This window comes from Pseudomonas sp. HOU2, from assembly GCF_040729435.1.
In the GTDB taxonomy this organism is placed as follows: Bacteria; Pseudomonadota; Gammaproteobacteria; order Pseudomonadales; family Pseudomonadaceae; genus Aquipseudomonas.
The window spans coordinates 1,543,392-1,561,218 of the sequence record NZ_CP160398.1; the positions used below are offsets into that span (position 1 = coordinate 1,543,392).

At 60.7% G+C, this 17,827-nt stretch carries 19 protein-coding genes; 2 read left to right on the forward strand and 17 right to left on the reverse strand.

Features of this window, described 5'->3' with window-relative positions:
• The 8 genes from pabC to ABV589_RS06900 form a co-directional block, all read right to left on the reverse strand.
• Positions 1 to 816, reverse strand: coding sequence for an aminodeoxychorismate lyase (gene pabC / locus ABV589_RS06865; protein ID WP_367085363.1), 816 nt, complete (start codon positions 814 to 816; stop codon positions 1 to 3).
• On the reverse strand, positions 816 to 2,060 hold the full coding sequence (gene fabF / locus ABV589_RS06870; protein ID WP_003227039.1) for a beta-ketoacyl-ACP synthase II: 1,245 nt from the start codon (positions 2,058 to 2,060) through the stop codon (positions 816 to 818). The genes pabC and fabF overlap by 1 nt, the downstream gene beginning before the upstream one ends.
• A 108-nt stretch (positions 2,061 to 2,168) precedes the next feature.
• Positions 2,169 to 2,405: an acyl carrier protein gene (gene acpP, locus ABV589_RS06875; RefSeq protein WP_003175607.1), complete on the reverse strand. Its 237-nt coding sequence runs from the start codon at positions 2,403 to 2,405 to the stop codon at positions 2,169 to 2,171.
• Between the two features lie 196 nt (positions 2,406 to 2,601).
• Positions 2,602 to 3,342 carry a 3-oxoacyl-ACP reductase FabG gene (gene fabG / locus ABV589_RS06880; protein WP_027612356.1) on the reverse strand — a complete coding sequence of 247 codons (741 nt, stop codon included), beginning with the start codon at positions 3,340 to 3,342 and terminating at the stop codon, positions 2,602 to 2,604.
• Positions 3,343 to 3,358: 16 nt separating this feature from the next.
• Positions 3,359 to 4,297, reverse strand: coding sequence for an ACP S-malonyltransferase (gene fabD, locus ABV589_RS06885; RefSeq protein ID WP_367085364.1), 939 nt, complete (start codon positions 4,295 to 4,297; stop codon positions 3,359 to 3,361).
• Between the two features lie 122 nt (positions 4,298 to 4,419).
• The gene (plsX, locus tag ABV589_RS06890) at positions 4,420 to 5,430 is read right to left on the reverse strand and encodes a phosphate acyltransferase PlsX (RefSeq protein ID WP_367085365.1); all 1,011 of its coding nucleotides are present in this window, start codon (positions 5,428 to 5,430) and stop codon (positions 4,420 to 4,422) included.
• Between the two features lie 4 nt (positions 5,431 to 5,434).
• A complete protein-coding gene (gene rpmF / locus ABV589_RS06895) occupies positions 5,435 to 5,617 on the reverse strand; it encodes a 50S ribosomal protein L32 (RefSeq protein WP_003179396.1) in 183 nt (60 codons plus the stop codon).
• Positions 5,618 to 5,630: 13 nt separating this feature from the next.
• Positions 5,631 to 6,158, reverse strand: a complete 528-nt coding sequence (locus tag ABV589_RS06900; protein ID WP_003204262.1) for a YceD family protein — start codon at positions 6,156 to 6,158, stop codon at positions 5,631 to 5,633.
• 105 nt (positions 6,159 to 6,263) lie between these two features.
• On the opposite strand from ABV589_RS06900, the gene ABV589_RS06905 reads away from it, so the two are divergent.
• On the forward strand, positions 6,264 to 6,842 hold the full coding sequence (locus tag ABV589_RS06905; protein ID WP_367085366.1) for a nucleoside triphosphate pyrophosphatase: 579 nt from the start codon (positions 6,264 to 6,266) through the stop codon (positions 6,840 to 6,842).
• A 118-nt stretch (positions 6,843 to 6,960) separates the two neighbouring features.
• On the opposite strand, the gene sppA is transcribed toward ABV589_RS06905, so the two are convergent.
• Genes sppA through rluC form a run of 3 tightly spaced genes read right to left on the reverse strand, consistent with a single transcriptional unit; the run spans position 6,961 to position 9,586 of the window.
• Positions 6,961 to 7,950 (reverse strand): signal peptide peptidase SppA, encoded by a 990-nt coding sequence (gene sppA / locus ABV589_RS06910; RefSeq protein ID WP_367085367.1) that lies wholly within the window; start codon positions 7,948 to 7,950, stop codon positions 6,961 to 6,963.
• A gap of 21 nt (positions 7,951 to 7,971) precedes the next feature.
• Entirely contained in the window at positions 7,972 to 8,637 is a 666-nt protein-coding gene (locus tag ABV589_RS06915; RefSeq protein ID WP_367085368.1) for an HAD-IA family hydrolase, read from the reverse strand.
• Positions 8,624 to 9,586 (reverse strand): 23S rRNA pseudouridine(955/2504/2580) synthase RluC, encoded by a 963-nt coding sequence (rluC, locus tag ABV589_RS06920; protein ID WP_007950779.1) that lies wholly within the window; start codon positions 9,584 to 9,586, stop codon positions 8,624 to 8,626. Before rluC ends, ABV589_RS06915 begins: the two co-directional genes overlap by 14 nt.
• Before the next feature lie 699 nt (positions 9,587 to 10,285).
• Here rluC and rne point away from each other — a divergent pair.
• Positions 10,286 to 13,528 carry a ribonuclease E gene (gene rne / locus ABV589_RS06925; RefSeq protein WP_367085369.1) on the forward strand — a complete coding sequence of 1,081 codons (3,243 nt, stop codon included), beginning with the start codon at positions 10,286 to 10,288 and terminating at the stop codon, positions 13,526 to 13,528.
• Between the two features lie 125 nt (positions 13,529 to 13,653).
• Here the strand turns inward: rne and ABV589_RS06930 are convergent, their stop codons facing one another.
• From ABV589_RS06930 to ABV589_RS06955, 6 genes are all read right to left on the reverse strand, one after another.
• Complete coding sequence (locus ABV589_RS06930) at positions 13,654 to 14,244, reverse strand: nucleotidyltransferase family protein (protein WP_367085370.1); 591 nt, start codon at positions 14,242 to 14,244, stop codon at positions 13,654 to 13,656.
• Positions 14,241 to 15,221 (reverse strand): XdhC family protein, encoded by a 981-nt coding sequence (locus ABV589_RS06935; RefSeq protein WP_367085371.1) that lies wholly within the window; start codon positions 15,219 to 15,221, stop codon positions 14,241 to 14,243. The genes ABV589_RS06930 and ABV589_RS06935 overlap by 4 nt, the downstream gene beginning before the upstream one ends.
• Positions 15,222 to 15,393: 172 nt before the next feature.
• Positions 15,394 to 16,413 (reverse strand): UDP-N-acetylmuramate dehydrogenase, encoded by a 1,020-nt coding sequence (murB, locus tag ABV589_RS06940; protein ID WP_367085372.1) that lies wholly within the window; start codon positions 16,411 to 16,413, stop codon positions 15,394 to 15,396.
• The gene (locus ABV589_RS06945; protein WP_367085373.1) at positions 16,410 to 16,874 is read right to left on the reverse strand and encodes a low molecular weight protein-tyrosine-phosphatase; all 465 of its coding nucleotides are present in this window, start codon (positions 16,872 to 16,874) and stop codon (positions 16,410 to 16,412) included. Before ABV589_RS06945 ends, murB begins: the two co-directional genes overlap by 4 nt.
• Positions 16,874 to 17,638 carry a 3-deoxy-manno-octulosonate cytidylyltransferase gene (gene kdsB, locus ABV589_RS06950; protein ID WP_367085374.1) on the reverse strand — a complete coding sequence of 255 codons (765 nt, stop codon included), beginning with the start codon at positions 17,636 to 17,638 and terminating at the stop codon, positions 16,874 to 16,876. Before kdsB ends, ABV589_RS06945 begins: the two co-directional genes overlap by 1 nt.
• On the reverse strand, positions 17,635 to 17,820 hold the full coding sequence (locus ABV589_RS06955) for a Trm112 family protein (protein ID WP_003174668.1): 186 nt from the start codon (positions 17,818 to 17,820) through the stop codon (positions 17,635 to 17,637). The genes kdsB and ABV589_RS06955 overlap by 4 nt, the downstream gene beginning before the upstream one ends.
• Between the last annotated feature and the right edge of the window lie 7 nt (positions 17,821 to 17,827).

A 17,827-nucleotide genomic window follows, 5' to 3' on the forward strand; every position in this document is an offset into this window, starting at 1 on the left:
TCAGGCATCCAGTAGCGCGCGGGCAATGGTTTGCAGTTTACGGGTGAGCGGGCCAACCGGCCAGCTCAGTGCAGCGTAGGCGCGTACCGGCCAGACGCCATACACGCTGTTGCAGATAAAGACTTCATCAGCCCATTGCAGCTGTTCGAGGCTGATGTCGGTGATTTGGCTGGGGATGGCCAATGATTCGGCCTGAAACAATATTTCAGCACGCATCACACCGGCCACGCCGCAGCGTTTCAGATCCGGGGTGATCAATACGCCGTCGCGCACCACAAACAGGTTGCTGAACACGCCCTCGATGACCCGACCGGCCTGATCGAGCATCAAGCCCTCGGCGTGTTCGCTGTCGTGCCATTCGGCGCGGGCAAGTACTTGCTCCAGACGATTGAGATGCTTGAGCCCGGCCAGCAATGGCTGATTCGACAACCGCGTGACGCAGGGAAACAGACGCACGCCCTGCTCGCCATGCACGGCAGGATAAGCCGCAGGCGGGTTGCCTTGCAGAATGCGCCGGCCCTGCGCCGCAGGATCGGGCGCATAGCCACGCAAGCCATCACCTCGGGTGAGGATCAGCTTGAGCACGCCCTCGCCCATTGCCGCGGCATAAGCCAGCAGCTCGCTGCGAACCAGTTCGATATCGGCCGAGATGGCCAGACGCGAGCAACCTTCGGCCAAACGCGTCAAATGACGCTCCAGCAATACCGGCTGGCCGCCGTGCACGGCAATGGTCTCGAACAGACCATCGCCGTAAGCCAGGCCGCGATCTTTCAGCGACAGAGCGTCAGCCGGTTGACCGTCGACCCAGCTGTCCATCAACCGGCGAACCGGCGGAATGCCAACGTGCCGTTGGTGCCGCCAAACCCGAAGGAGTTGGACAGTACGACGTCGATATCCATGTTGCGCGCAGTGTGCGGCACGAAGTCGAGATCGCAGCCTTCATCCGGCTCGTCGAGGTTGATGGTCGGCGGGGCCACCTGGCTATTGATCGCCAGCACACTGAAGATCGCCTCGACCGCGCCCGCCGCACCCAACAGGTGACCGGTCATCGACTTGGTGGAGCTGACCGCCAGGTTGTAGGCGTGATCACCGAACACGGTCTTGATCGCGTTGGCTTCGGCAAGGTCGCCGGCCGGGGTCGAGGTACCGTGGGCGTTGATGTACTGCACCTGGTCGATATTGATCTTCGCATCGCGCAGGGCATTGGTGATGCAGCGCGCTGCACCAGCACCATCAGCGGGTGGCGACGTCATGTGGAACGCATCGCCACTGGTGCCAAAGCCGATCAGCTCGGCATAGATCGTCGCACCACGGGCCTTGGCGTGCTCAAGTTCTTCGAGTACCAATGCACCGGCACCGTCAGACAACACGAAGCCATCACGGCCCTTGTCCCACGGACGACTGGCACGGGTCGGTTCGTCGTTGCGGGTCGACAGCGCACGGGACGCGCCGAAGCCGCCCATGCCCAGACCGCACGCGGCCATCTCGGCACCGCCGGCGATCATTACGTCGGCCTCGTCGTACATGATGTTGCGCGCGGCCATGCCAATGCAGTGCGTACCGGTGGTACAGGCAGTGGAAATGGCGTAGTTCGGCCCCTGTGCACCCAGATGGATGGAGAGAAAACCGGAAATCATATTGATGATCGAGCCTGGCACGAAGAAAGGCGAAATTCGACGCGGGCCCGTCTCATGCAGGGTACGGCTGGTTTCTTCGATGTTGGTCAGACCGCCGATGCCCGAGCCCATGGCCACGCCAATGCGCTCACGGTTGGCGTCGGTAACTTCCAGACCGGCGTTGCGAACAGCCTGAAAACCCGCGGCCAGACCGTACTGAATGAACAGGTCGAGCTTGCGTGCTTCCTTGACCGACAGGTATTCCTCGACATTGAAGCCCTTTACCGAGCCGCCAAAACGGGTGGAATAGGCAGAAAGGTCGGTGTGTTCGATCAGACCAATGCCACTGCGGCCAGCCAGAATGCCCTGCCAACTGCTCGGCACATCCGTGCCCAGTGGCGACAACATACCCATACCGGTGACTACGACGCGTCTACGCGACACAGCACTCTCCTTTTTCAAATGACGACTTTGCATCAGGCCTAAAGAAAAAACCGCACGCCATGATGGCAGTGCGGTTTTTCCATGACAGCAGACAACGATTACAAACTATTACGCCTGGTGGCTAGTAACGTAGTCGATTGCAGCTTGTACAGTAGTGATCTTCTCAGCTTCTTCGTCAGGGATTTCGGTCTCGAATTCCTCTTCCAGAGCCATCACCAGCTCAACGGTGTCAAGGGAGTCGGCACCCAGGTCTTCAACGAAGGAAGCAGTGTTGACCACTTCTTCTTCTTTAACGCCCAGTTGCTCGGCAACGATTTTCTTGACGCGCTCTTCGATGGTGCTCATACCTTGTTTTCACTCCTAATGGACAAATTCAGGCAGCTGGCCAGTGGGTAAGTGTATAGAAAGGCTTTTCAGCTTTTCAACTGAAAGCTTCACTCCTCAAACCCTGCGGCCCTCTGCCTATAAATAGATTGCAGCTTTATAACGGATTTTAGACAGCTCGTATGACATTTTTTTGAAGCAATCCGTCACATTTTACTTACATGTACATCCCACCGTTCACCGGGATTGTAGCCCCAGTGACGTATGCCGCACCGTCGGATGCAAGAAAAGCGACCACCGAAGCGATCTCTTGAGCTTGTCCCAGACGGCCCAGCGGAATCTGCGTCTGCAAGGCTTCACGCTGTGCTTCCGGCAGTTCGCGGGTCATATCGGTGTCGATGAACCCTGGGGTTACCGAGTTGACCGTAATCGAACGCGAACCGACTTCACGCGCCATTGCACGGCTGAAACCTTCCAGACCGGCCTTGGCGGCTGCATAGTTTACTTGGCCTGCGTTGCCCATGGCACCCACCACCGAGCCAATACTGATAATTCGGCCCCAGCGCGCCTTGGTCATGCCACGCAAAACGCCCTTGGACAGGCGATAAAGACTGTTCAGGTTGGTATCGATCACGTCGTACCATTCATCGTCTTTCATGCGCATCATCAGGTTATCGCGGGTGATGCCGGCATTATTGACCAGAATCGCCGGCGCGCCGAACTGCTCCTGAATGCTTGCGATCACGGCGGCAACGGATTCGTCGCTGGTGACGTTCAGTTCCAGACCGGTACCTTGAATGCCGTGCTCCTTGAGCGTGGCAGCAATCGCCTCGGCACCCTTGGCGGAGGTCGCGGTGCCAACAACGATGGCGCCCTGACGACCCAGTTCCAGTGCGATAGCCTGGCCGATACCGCGGCTTGCACCGGTGACCAGTGCAACTTTACCTTGCAGACTCATGCAAGTTTCTCCTGATTCAGGCCAGCGCTGCACGGGCGGCAGCGAAAGCGTCTGGGGTATTGAGATTGGAAGTCGAAACGCCTTCGGCGCAACGTTTGTTCAGACCGGCCAGCACTTTGCCCGGGCCGCACTCGACCAGATTGGTCGCGCCTTTGGCAGCCAGGGTCTGAACCGATTCAACCCAACGAACGGGCTTGTACAGTTGTTCGAGCAGATCACGCTTGAGGGTGTCCAGATCAGCCGGCACTTGCGCGCTGACGTTCTGTACCACCGGGATCTGCGGCGCCTGCCAGTCGATGGCGGCGATGGATTCGGCAAAGCGCTCGGCAGCCGGACGCATCAGCTCGCAGTGCGACGGCACGCTCACCGGCAACGGCATGGCACGCTTGGCGCCACGGGCCTTGCAGCCTTCGATGGCACGCTCGACCGCAGCCTTGGCACCGGCAATCACTACCTGACCCGGCGAGTTGAAGTTCACCGCACTGACCACTTCGCCTTGCGCCGCTTCAGCGCAGGCTGCCAACACATCAGCGTCTTCCAGACCGAGGATGGCAGCCATGCCGCCCTGCCCGGCCGGAACGGCTTCCTGCATCAGCTGGCCACGGCGCTCAACGAGCTTCACCGCGTCCGCCAGGCTCAGGCTGCCGGCAGCAACCAGCGCGCTGTATTCACCCAGGCTGTGACCGGCAACAAATGCCGGACGCGCGCCGCCTTCAGCCAGCCACAGACGCCACAGGGCGATCGAAGCGGTCAGAATGGCCGGTTGGGTTTTGTCGGTTTGATTGAGCAGCTCTTCCGGGCCCTGCTGGGTCAGTGCCCACAGGTCATAGCCCAGAGCCTCAGAGGCTTCTTTGAATGTTTCGAGGATCAACGGATATTCCGCGCCCAGCTCGGCGAGCATGCCGAGGGACTGCGAACCCTGTCCTGGAAAGACGAATGCGAGGGAAGCAGACATGTAACAAGCCCCTAATGATCTTGTCGTCGAAAATGACGTCCCGCTGGGGGACGCAAGAAACTGACAGTTGGATGGCCCTTTGAACCGGGCGGTCACATTTAAGCATTGTCCGACGAAAACGCCTAAGACAACAGATCCTCCAGACGACCGTGGAGGCGCTCGGGCAAGTTCTCCTGAATCTCGATCAGCGCGCGCTGAATCGCGCTCTGAAAGCCCTGAACCCCGGCCGAACCGTGACTTTTCACCACGATACCCTGCAAGCCGAGGAAGCTTGCGCCGTTATGTCGCGCCGGCGCCAGATCAGCCTGCAGGCGCTTCATCAATGGCAGGGCCAAAGCACCTACCACGCGCGAAGCAAGGTTTTTCCTGAACAAGGCTTCGATGCGCGCGGCGATCATCGTCGCCAGCCCTTCGCTGGACTTGAGCAGGATATTGCCGACAAAACCGTCACAGACCACCACATCCGCCTCGCCGCGATACAGACCATCACCCTCGACAAAGCCGATGTAATTGATGCCACGCGCAGCCTGCAGCAAGGTCGCCGCCAGCTTGACCTGCTGATTGCCCTTGATGTCTTCGGTGCCGATATTCAGCAACGCGACGCGCGGCCGGGCGATGCCCAGCGTCTGCGCCGCCACCGACCCCATCACCGCGAACTGCAACAGATGCTCGGCGCTGCAATCGACGTTGGCGCCCAGGTCGAGCAACTGGCAATAGCCCTTCTGCGTCGGGATCGCCGCGACCATCGCCGGCCGATCAATCCCCGGCAAAGTCTTGAGCACGAAACGCGACAACGCCATCAACGCACCGGTATTGCCGGCACTGACACAGGCCTGAGCCTTGCCGTCACGCACCAGTTCCAGGGCGACACGCATCGACGAGTCCGGCTTGCCACGCAAGGCCTGGGTCGGCTTTTCGTCCATGGTGATGACTTCAGACGCCGGGACAATCGTCAGGCGCGCGCGATCGGCAGCCGATTGGCCGTTGATCAGTTCTTCAAGTAGGGAGGGTTGACCGACGAGGGTCAGGTGCAGCGAGGGCGTAGCAGAAAGGCAAGCAAGGCTGGCCTGAACAATGCTGCGGGGACCGAAGTCCCCGCCCATTGCGTCAATCGCGATGACTTGAGCAGACAAGTGATTACTCGTCAGCGCCCTTGTCGATCACTTTACGGCCACGGTATACGCCTTCTGGCGATACGTGGTGACGCAGGTGAACTTCACCGGTGGTTTTTTCTACAGACAGGGTGCTAGCCTCGAGAGCGTCGTGCGAACGGCGCATGTCACGGGCAGAGCGGGATTTTTTGTTCTGCTGAACAGCCATAATTGATTAACTCCTAAACGTTTGGGTCACGCTTTAACTGCGCCAATACACTGAACGGGTTGGACCGCGTTACCTCGTCCTCGCTCGGTTCGGGTTCATCTGCTCCCGCCGGCTGCTGGCATTCTTCCGGATGATGAGCAGGCACAATGGGCAAGGCGAGCAGAAGCTCCTCCTCGATCAGTGACTGCAGATCCAATGGATCTTCGCCCAGTTCCAGCACGTCATAACCTTTCGGTAACGACTGGGTATTCGCACCCTCCTTCACTACAGCGTAACTGCATTCGCTGTGGATCGGCAGGGTGACCAGCTCAAGACAACGCTGGCAAACCATTTTGACTTCGGTGTCGATAAAGCTGTGGATCACCACAGATTTACGTTCATCTCGTTCAAAAACGAATTTGGCCTGCACCGTACCGACATCGTCGGAAAGCGGGTCGCAGAGTCTCTTCAAATCGGCCAGCAGCAGTTCACCTTGAAGGGTGGTGCCACGGTCAGCCAATTTGCGCGGGTCAACGTGAGGTGGAATCGGGTCATTCAACATAGGCGCAGCATTATAGGGATGCCCCCACCCATGTCAAAGGAAATTGTGCCCTGTCCGTCACTTGCGTGCCTCCGCTAGAATTCGCGCCTGCCTCAGGAGACGCCAATGCTGCCTTTATTACTTGCTTCCAGCTCGACTTATCGCCGGGAATTGCTCGCCCGCTTGCGCCTGCCGTTCGTCTGCAGCTCGCCGGATATCGACGAAAGCCACCAATCTGGCGAATCGGCCATCCAACTGGTCAAGCGCCTCGCCGAACAGAAAGCCCGGGCACTGGCTGCCAGCCACCCCGCTCACCTGATCATCGGCTCGGACCAGGTGGCCGTGCTTGGCGAACGGATCATCGGCAAGCCACACACCTTCGACAAGGCTCGCGAGCAACTGCTTGCCGCCAGCGGCGCCAGCGTGACCTTCCTCACCGGCCTGGCCTTGCTCAACAGCCAGACCGGCCACTGCCAGGTCGACTACGTGCCGTTCACCGTACACATGCGCCAGCTCGACGAAGCGCGTATCGAACGCTACCTGCACCTGGAGGAACCCTACGACTGCGCCGGCAGCTTCAAGGCCGAGGGCTTGGGCGTAAGCCTGTTTCAGTCCACCGAAGGGCCTGACGCCACCAGCCTGATCGGCCTGCCGCTGATTCGCCTGATCGACATGTTGCTGGCCGAGGGCGTGCAAATCCCTTAAAGCAAAAGATCGCAGCCTGCGGCAGCGCCTACAGGTTTCATGTCACCGCAAAAAATGCGATCGGACATGAAACCTGTAGGAGCCGCCGCAGGCTGCGATCTTTTGATCTACCAGCGAATCAGCGCAACGATGGCCCGTGGAACCCCATCCACATCGCCAACTGCTCAGCCACACTGGCACCAAGCTTCTTCGAGAAGCGGTCGAACGGCGATTCCTGCACAGTGAAATCCACCAGCTCTTTCTCGCCGATCACCTCGCGCGCCACCGAACTGGCATTGCCCAGACCATCGATCAAGCCCAACGGCAGCGCCTGCTCGCCAGACCAGACCAGTCCGGAAAACAACTCCGGATGCTCCTTGTCTTTCAGGCGATCGCCACGACCCTGCTTGACGCTGTTGATGAACTGCTTGTGCGTTGTATCCAGCACGGTCTGCCAGAACGCAGTCTCGTCAGGCTTCTGCGGCTGGAACGGATCCAGAAACGACTTGTGCTCACCCGAGGTGTAAGTACGACGCTCGACGCCCAGCTTGTCCATGGTGCCGACAAAACCGTAACCCGCCGCCGTCACACCGATGGAGCCGACCAGACTGGCCTTGTCGGCATAGATCTGATCCGCCGCACTGGCGATATAATAGGCACCAGATGCGCCAAGATCGGAAATCACCGCGTACACCTTGGTATCCGGGTGCAGGGCGCGCAAACGCTTGATCTCGTCGTACACGTAACCCGACTGCACCGGACTGCCGCCAGGGCTGTTGATCCGCAGGATCACACCTTTGACTTTCTTGTCCTCAAAGGCTGCGCGCAGGCTGCCGACGATGTTGTCGGCACTGGCCGGCTCCTTGTCGGCAATCATGCCGGTGACGTCGATCAGCGCGGTGTAGTTCGGGCCACGAGTTGCGCTTTTTTCCATATCCATCAACGGCGTGAACAGGATCAGCGCAACAAACAGATAAACAAACGTCAGCAGCTTGAAGAAAATCCCCCAACGCCGTGAGCGACGCTGCTCCTGCACGCTGGCCAGCAGGGTTTTCTCCAACAGCTTCCAGCTCTTTGCGTCACCGTCGTCGGCACTTGCCTTGGCCGGTGCTTTCCATTCGTCGGTCATCCAGTCCACCCCAGAAAAAACTTATTTGGCCTGCTGCCCCAGCCAGGCATGCAACTCACTAAAATGGTCGATCGACAGGCACGGCTCAAACTGCTGCAGCGATTCAATCGACTGCGCACCGTAACTGACCGCCACCGAAGCCATGCCCGCATTGCGCGCCATCAGCAGATCGAAGGACGAATCCCCGACCATCAGCGCCTGCTCAGGACGTACGCCGCAATGCGCGAGAATCTGCTCGAGCATCAACGGGTGCGGCTTGCTTGCGGTTTCGTCCGCAGCGCGGGTGATATCGAAATAATCTTCCCAGCCATTGGCCTTGAGCACCCGATCCAGTCCGCGACGATTCTTCCCGGTCGCCACCGCCAGGTGATAACCCTGCTCGCGAAACGACGCCATCGACTCGACTACGCCGTCGAACAGCGGCGAAGGCACGGCTTCTGCCGCAATGTAGTGATCAGCGTAGTACTCGCGAAACAAAGTCAGCTCGGCATCGCTGATGTCCGGGTACAAGGTGCGAATGGCCTCGGGCAAGCCCAGACCGATGATGCCCTTGACAGCAAAGTCATCGCGCAACTCGAAACCCGAGCGCCCGGATGCCGAGTGCATTGCCTCGACAATCCGATGAATGGAATCGGCCAGCGTGCCGTCCCAATCGAAAATCAGCAGCTTGTAATCAGATGGGCGCACTCAATCGCTCCACGGTCTTGGCCCACATTTCATCGACCGGCGCCTGCAACTTGAGTTCACCGCCATCGGGCAGCGGCACGGTCAGCATGTAGGCGTGGAGAAACAGGCGCTTGCCACCCAGATCACGGATTTCCTTGCTGAAACCGTCATCGCCGTACTTGGTGTCGCCGGCAATGCAGTGCCCGGCGTGCAACGTGTGGACGCGGATCTGGTGAGTGCGGCCGGTGATCGGCTTGGCTTCGATCAGGGTGGCAAAGTCGCCGAAGCGACGCAGGACCTTGAACACGGTCACCGACTCCTTGCCCTCCTCCTCGTCAACCTCGACCATGCGCTCGCCGGAGCGCAGGTTGCTCTTGCCGAGCGCCGCACGGACTTGCTTGATCGAAGTCGCCCAGTTGCCGCGAACCAGCGCCATATAGCGCTTGTCGACACCGTCACCGCGCAAAGCGGCGTGCAAGTGCCGCAACATGCTGCGCTTCTTGGCGATCATCAGCAGACCGGAGGTGTCACGGTCGAGACGGTGAACCAGCTCCAGCTCCTTGGCATCGGGGCGCAACTGACGAAAGGCTTCGATCACGCCGTAATTCAAGCCGCTGCCGCCGTGAACCGCAATGCCGGCGGGCTTGTTGATCACGATCAAGGCTTTGTCTTCGTAGACAATCGAGGCTTCCAGACGCTGCAACAGGCCTTGAGCCAGTGGCACCGGTTCGTCGCGCTCAGGCACACGAACCGGCGGCACGCGCACGATATCGCCGGCCTGCAGCTTGTATTCGGGCTTGATCCGCCCCTTGTTCACGCGCACTTCGCCTTTACGCAAAATGCGGTAAATCAAGGTCTTGGGCACGCCTTTGAGCCGGGCAAGGAGGAAATTGTCGATTCGTTGGCCGGCATACTCCGGCGAGACTTCAAGCAGTTGAACGCCTGGAGTCGAAGGGGCAGTAGTTGTCATGCCGCGGATGATAACAATTTTTATGGAATTGAAGCACTTAATCATTGCTGCTATAGTCGCGAACGCCGCCAAAAGCGGCCTGGACAGCGGAACCACGGTCAAAAACCGGCCCTGACCAACGCAATTCACCAGGACGCGAGGCCGTCCTACGGGGCTTTCGCTACGTAACGGTGGAGTTTGCAGTTGTAACAAGCGCAGGTGACATGAGGCCTGAATTACACCGTCGAGCAGAGTTTTCACTCGCCTGACAGGCACATATTCGAGGCCAGTTCACAAAGTGCAGTCAGCTGCAGATGACCCCGAGCGAAGGCTTCGGAAACATCGCCTGAATTAGCCATGATGCGTGACCTCCCCTTTCGGAGCTCACGGTAAATGCCAACCCGCTGCGGATTCTGCGCGCGGCAGCACCCGAATTATCAGGGATACGTGTAGGGTGGAGATGCACAACCGCCGGACTGTGTAGCAATAGGCTTTATCAAGACGCTTCATCTCGTCCACAGCCGCTGGTTGATTCCTCCTCCTGACTGAGTGCTTAAGTAGCCACAGCAAGCAGGACGCGTACGTCGCGATATCGGCCCAATTGGCCTGACATCGCTGGACACGGGAATGGCCAACCACTCCCGACGCACCTGACACCGACCGTGAGAAGTCGTGTGTGCCGAACGCCGTTTCCGGCAGCCCGGAAACCGACGGTACTACATGAAAAGAATGCTGATTAACGCAACTCAACCCGAAGAGTTGCGTGTTGCACTGGTAGATGGCCAACGCCTCTACGACCTGGACATCGAATCCGGTGCACGCGAGCAGAAGAAGGCCAACATCTACAAAGGCCGTATCACTCGCATCGAACCAAGCCTTGAGGCTGCCTTTGTCGATTTCGGCTCCGAGCGCCACGGCTTCCTGCCCCTCAAAGAAATCTCCCGCGAATACTTCAAGAAAGCCCCTGAAGGCCGCGTCAACATCAAGGACGTCCTGAGCGAAGGCCAGGAAGTCATCGTTCAGGTCGAAAAAGAAGAACGTGGCAACAAGGGCGCTGCCCTGACCACCTTCATCAGCCTGGCCGGTCGTTACCTCGTGCTGATGCCGAACAACCCGCGTGCCGGCGGTATCTCCCGTCGCATCGAAGGCGAAGAGCGCAACGAACTGCGTGAAGCGCTGAACGGCCTGGTTGCACCCGCCGACATGGGTCTGATCGTGCGTACTGCCGGCCTGGGCCGCAGCAGCGAAGAAATGCAGTGGGACCTCGACTACCTGCTGCAACTGTGGACCGCCATCAAAGAAGCCTCGCTGGATCGCTCCGCGCCATTCCTGATCTACCAGGAAAGCAACGTGATCATCCGCGCCATCCGCGATTACCTGCGCCAGGACATCGGCGAAGTGCTGATCGACAGCGTTGAAGCCCAGGACGAAGCCCTGACTTTCATCCGCCAGGTGATGCCGCAGTACGCCAGCAAGATCAAGCTGTACGAAGACAGCGTGCCGCTGTTCAACCGTTTCCAGATCGAAAGCCAGATCGAGACCGCTTTCCAGCGCGTCGTCGAACTGCCTTCCGGTGGTTCCATCGTCATCGATCCGACCGAAGCCCTGGTGTCCATCGACATCAACTCGGCGCGCGCCACCAAAGGCAGCGACATCGAAGAAACCGCCCTGCAGACCAACCTTGAAGCCGCCGAAGAAATCGCCCGTCAGTTGCGCCTGCGCGACATCGGCGGCCTGATCGTCATCGACTTCATCGACATGACCCCAGCCAAGAACCAGCGCGCCGTGGAAGAGAAAGTCCGCGAATGCCTGGAAGCCGACCGCGCTCGCGTGCAGATCGGCCGCATCTCGCGCTTCGGCCTGCTGGAAATGTCCCGTCAGCGCCTGCGTCCATCGCTGGGTGAAAGCAGCGGCATCGTCTGCCCACGCTGCAACGGCACCGGCATCATCCGTGACGTCGAATCGCTGTCGCTGGCAATCCTGCGCCTGATCGAAGAAGAAGCCCTGAAAGACCGCACTGCCGAAGTGCGCGCTCAGGTGCCGATCCCGGTCGCCGCGTTCCTGCTCAACGAAAAACGCAACTCGATCACCAAGATCGAACTGCGCACCCGTGCCCGTATCGTCATTCTGCCGAACGATCACCTCGAAACCCCGCACTTCGAAGTTCAGCGTCTGCGTGACGACAGCCCGGAAGCCGCGACCAACCAGTCCAGCTACGAAATCGCTGCGGCCGCTGCCGAAGTCGAAGAAGTCCAGCCAGCCGCTGCCACCCGCACCCTGGTTCGCCAGGAAGCCGCGGTCAAGACTGCTCCGGCCCGCGCCAACGCTCCGGTGCCAACCGAAGTCGTCGCGCCTGCCGCTGCTGCACCGGCTCCGGTTGCCGCGCCAGAGCCAAGCCTGTTCAAGGGTCTGGTGAAGTCGCTGGTCAGCCTGTTCGCGACCAAAGAAGAGCCAGCCGCTCCGGTCGTGGTTGAAAAACCGGCCACCGAGCGTCCGGCCCGCAACGAAGAGCGTCGCAACGGTCGTCAGCAGAGCCGCAACCGTAACGGTCGCCGCGATGAAGAGCGCAAGCCGCGCGAAGAACGTGCACCGCGTGAAGAACGCGCGCCACGCGAGCCGCGTGAAGAGCGTCAGCCACGTGAAGCCCGTGAAGTTCGCGAGCCGCGTGAGGCGCGCACCGAGGCGCCAGCCGCCCGCGAAGAACGTGCTCCACGTGCTCCGCGTGAAGAACGTGCACCACGTGCGCCACGTGAAGACCGCAAGCCACGTGGCGAGCGTGAAGAGCGCGTGCGTGAACTGCGCGAACCACTGGACGCCGCTCCGGCTGCACCAGTAGCCGCTGCCGCTGCCGCTGTGGTCGCAGAAGAGCGTCCGGCCCGTCAGCCTCGCGAAGAGCGCGCTCCACGCCCACCGCGTGAAGAGCGTCAACCGCGTGCCGAGCAGGCTGCTGCTGCCGTTGCTGAAGAAGAAGTGAACAGCAACGAAGAGCAACTGCCGGAAGACGGTCAGGACAACGCCGAAGGCGATCGTCCACGTCGTCGCTCCCGTGGTCAGCGTCGTCGCAGCAACCGTCGCGAGCGTCAGCGTGATGCCAACGGCAACGTGATCGAAGGTTCGGAAGAGTCCGAGTCCGGCGAACACGCTGAAACAGCACCAAGCGCTGCCGATCTGGCTGCCGGCCTGGCCGTCACTGCCGCTGTTGCCAGCAGCGTGATCAGCGCTCCGGCCGAAGCACAGGCTCACGAGCAAGCCGAACGCGCCACCGCCGCTGTTCAGGAAACCGCTCCGGTGGAAGCGCCGGTCGTTGAGGCCACCACCTCAGTGGAAGTGGTTGCTGCTCCGGAAGTCGAAGTGGCACCGGTTCAAGAAACTCTGCCTCAGGTTGAAGCCGCTGCAGAACCTGCCGTTGAGGCGCCCGTTGTGGCCGCAGAGCCGGTGGCTGAAACCGTCGCTGAAACCGTGACCGAAACCGTGCGTGAAGTTCGCGAAGAACAGACCGCGTTCAACTGGGTTGCCGAGCCTGCTGTCACCGAAACGCCAGCGCCGGTTGTTGAAGCTCCAGTGGTTGAAGAAGCCAAGGCTGCCGAGCCAGTGGTTGAAGCCGCTGCACCTGCTCCAGCGCCCGTTGTAGAAGCGCCGGCCGTCGAGGCGCCAGTGGTTACCGAAGAGCCTGCTCCAGTGGTTGAAGCCACTCCGGTCAGCGCCCTGACGCCAAATGGCCGTGCACCGAACGATCCACGTGAAGTGCGTCGCCGCAAGCGTGAAGCCGAGCGCCTGCAGAAGGAAGCCGAACTGGCTGCCGCCGCTGCTCCGGCTGCTGAAGTGGTCGAGGTTGCTGCTTCCGTGACTGAAGAAGCGGTGGTTGAGTCGGTCATCGCCGAAGCTCCACGTTCCGTTCAGGACGCGGTCGAGCATCACCAAGCGGCCGAGGAAAAAGAACACGAGCCTAAACCGCTCGTCTGATTCCGAAAGCCAATAAAAAGCCCCGCCCGGTGAAAACCTGGCGGGGCTTTTTATGCCGTTCAAAAGATCAAAAGATCGCAGTCCCTGTAGGAGCTGCCGAAGGCTGCGATCTTTTGATCTGGCTTTTATTTAAACACCAACGCCTCAGGCACATCGATATCCCACAACACCCCAGGATCATCCACTACCACTTCAACCACCCGTCCCTGCTTGAACAACGGTCTGGCCCCGCGATCGCCACTCAACGCCTGCAACCCCGACCCGTACGAACGCCCGAACCCCACCGGATGCCCAAACTCGCCCTCCTGCACCGGCACACTCACCGCATCCTCGGAAATCGCCGCCGCCACCCGCTCAATACTCGACGGCAGGATAAAAGGCATATCGCCCAGCACAATCAACCAGCCGTCTGCATCCGGACAAGCCGCAACACCCGCCGCAATGCTGTCACCCATCCCGGTCGATTCAATCGAGACCACATCGCAGCCATAAGCCTGCGCCATGCGCATGGCCTGCGGTCGCGCTTCTGTGGTCACCAGCACCCGTTTGTCGAGACCGGCCGGCAGATTCAGCAACACCTGCTCGATCACCGAACGCACCGCACCGTCGCGTCCGGTGCAATCGGCCAGCAGCTTGTCCTTGTCGGCACCGGCAACTTCACGAAAACGACTGCCCTCGCCCGCCGCCAGCACAATCACTGCGATGGATCGACTCATGTGCCCTCCACAATTTTCTTCTGTTTCAACTCGACGCCGTTTTTGATCGCCACAATCTCCGCCAACAACGACAGGGCAATCTCCGCCGGTGAATGGCTGCCGATGTGCAGACCGATCGGCCCGTGCAATCGCGCAATGGCTGATTCTGACAAGCCTAGCTGAGCCAGATTGTCCCGGCGCTTCTGGCTGTTGACCCGCGAACCCAGTGCGCCGACATAGAACGCCGGCGAATCGAGCGCGGTGAGCAACGCCATATCATCCAGACGGGGATCGTGGGTCAGCGCGACGATGGCCGTGCGTTCGTCCGTCTGAATGCTCAGCACCGCATCGTCCGGCATGCCGGAAACGAAACGCCCATGGTGTTCCTCCCAGCCGTAGGCGAACTCGGTGCGCGGATCGCAGATCAGCACTTCGAAATCCAGCAGCCGGGCCATATCAGCCACATACCGTGACAGCTGTCCGGCGCCGATCAACAGCAGACGCCAGCGCGGGCCATAAATGGCGCGCAGGATCTTGCCATCGAATGCCAGCGCATCGGACTTGCTCGCCGCCGACAACACCACCTCACCGGTTTCGATGTTCAGCTCGCGAGCGACAATCTCATGGGCTTCACAGCGGGCGAGCAATTCGGCGACCCACGCCGGATCAGCGACCCGCTCTTCGGTCAGGCGCAGCGTGCCGCCACAGGGCAAGCCGAACCGCGCCGCCTCCTCGCGGGTGACGCCATAGGTAATCAGCTGCACCGGCGGGCCGTCGCTGGTGATGCGCCCGTCGTGCAGGCGGGCGATCAAGTCATCCTCGACACAACCGCCCGACACCGAGCCGATCACCACGCCATCCTCGCGCAACGCGAGCATCGCTCCCGGCGCCCGGGGCGCGGTGCCCCAGGTCTGCACCACACTGAACAGCACCACCCGCTGCCCGGCGCGGCGCCATTCGAGCACGCTGCGCAGGACGTTGAGATCGGCGCTGTCCATCAGGCGGATATCCGCTGTTGAGAGTGCCAGACCTGAAATTTCAGGGTAATCATGGGTTCATCCGCAGAGGGTTTCGGCTATGGCCGGCAGTTTACGTCAACCCTGCGACCAACAAAAAAGCCCTGCACTTTCCATTCGTGCAGGGCTCTGGGTGCTGCTTGAAAGCGTAGCCTCAATAGCGGTTGGGCTCCATTTCCAGTTCGACATTGAAACGTTCGGCAATGTCTTTCTGGATGCGTTGCGCCAGATCCAGCAATTGCAGGCCGGTGGCCGCGCCGTAGTTGACCAGCACCAGCGCCTGCAACTTGTGCACGCCGGCATCGGCCTCGCGAAAACCTTTCCAGCCAGCGCGCTCGATCAGCCAGCCGGCAGCCAGTTTCATCTGCCCGTCCGGCTGCGCATAGGCCACCAGTTCCGGGTGCTGCGCCTTGATCTGCTCGACCAGCGCCGCTGATACCAGAGGATTCTTGAAGAAACTGCCGGCATTGCCGAGCACCGCCGGGTCCGGCAGTTTTTCGCTGCGGATGCTGCAGATCGCACGGCTGACGTCGGTGGGCGTCGGTTGCTCGATGCCCTGCTCGGTCAGGCGTTGACGCACCGGGCCGTACTCCAGATGCAGGTGCGCGACACGATCGAGCTTGAAGCGCACCCGCAGGATCAGCCAACGCCCCGGCTGCTGCTTGAACAGGCTGTCGCGGTAGGCGAACTTGCATTCTTCCAGGCTGAAGTCGCGCAGTTCGCCGGTCTCGCGATCCAGTGCGGTGAGGCCGGCAAACACATCCTTGATCTCGACGCCGTAGGCGCCGATGTTCTGCATCGGCGCCGCGCCAACAGTACCGGGGATCAGGCTGAGGTTTTCCAGACCGGAAAAACCCTGCGCCAGCGTGTGCTGCACGAACGGGTGCCATGGCTCACCGGCTTCAGCCTCGATCACCACGCGGTTGCCGTCGTCGCTGATCAGCCGAATGCCACGGCTGGCCATACGCAGCACCAGCGCGGGGATATCAGCAGTCAGCAGCAGGTTGCTGCCGCCGCCGATCACCAGCAATGGCACGTCATGGGCAGCCGCATAGGCCAAGGCTTCGCGCACGTCGGCGTCGCTGTGGGCCTCGGCGAACAACTGCGCGCGCACATCCACGCCAAAACTGTTGAACGGTTTCAGCGAAACCTGTGATTGAAGCTGCAAACTCATAACCGGCCCTTCACTTCGATCAACAGTTGGTCACACGCTGCCTCGATCAGGTCCAGTACCTGCTCGAAACCCTGATCGCCGTCGTAGTACGGATCCGGCACTTCATCGACCACACCGGCATAACGGCGCAGGAACAGGTCCAGCTCGGCCTTGCCAGTGGACGGCTGCAGAGCCTTGAGGTTACGCAGGTTGCTGTTGTCCATGGCCAGAATCAGGTCGTAACTGGCGAAATCGGCACGGCTGACCTGCTGCGCGCGTTGCGCCGACAGGTCATAACCACGCAGTTTGGCTGCGGCCTGGCTGCGCTTGTCCGGCGGGTTGCCGACGTGCCAGTCACCGGTGCCGGCGGAGGCCACATCGACCTGATCCGCCAGCCCGGCTGCACGCAGTTTGTGACGCAACACGCCTTCAGCGGTGGGCGAACGGCAGATGTTGCCCAGGCACACGAACAGAACGCGCATCAGGCCTCCAGCAGGCGACGAACGCGCTCGAGGTCTTCAACGGTGTCGACGCCGGTTGGCGGCGCGATCAACGCATCGGCGACATGAATCCGCACGCCGTGCCACAGGGCACGCAGTTGTTCGAGGGATTCCGTGTTTTCCAGCCAGCACGGGCCCCAGCTCACGAAGTCCTGAAGGAACCCGGCACGGTAGGCATAAATGCCGATGTGGCGACGATACGGCACGCCTTCCGGTAACTGCTCGCGGCTCTTGGCGAAGGCATCGCGGGCCCACGGCAAGGCCGCGCGGCTGAAGGTCAGCGCCAGACCATTGAGATCGCTGACGACCTTGACCACGTTCGGGTTGAACAGGGTTTCGACGTCTTCGATCGGCTCGGCCAGGGTGGCCATGCGCGCTTCGGTGTGGGCCGCAAGATTGGCCGCGACCTGATCGATCACACTTGGCGGGATCAGCGGCTCATCACCCTGTACGTTGACCACGATCGCGTCCGGTGCTAGGCCCAGTTTGGCGGCGACTTCCGCCAGACGATCGGTGCCGGAATTGTGGTCTTCACGGGTCAGCACCACTTCCGCGCCGAACGCCTTGCAGGCCTCGACGATGCGCGCATCGTCGGTCGCGACCACCACACGGCTGGCGCTGCTTTTGCTCGCCTGTTCCCAGACATGCTGAATCATCGGCTTGCCGGCGATGTCCAGCAGCGGTTTGCCCGGCAGGCGCGTCGAGGCGTAACGCGACGGGATGACAACGGTGAAAGCAGTGGTCATTTATCCAGACGCTCGTCAGTGGTCAGGGTGCGCGCTTCGCTTTCGAGCATCACCGGGATGCCGTCGCGGATCGGATAGGCCAGGCCGGCGCCCTTGCTGATCAGTTCGGTCTTGTCGGCGCTGAGCTTGAGCGGGCCTTTGCAGATCGGGCACGCGAGGATGTCGAGCAATTTGGTGTCCATGAACATT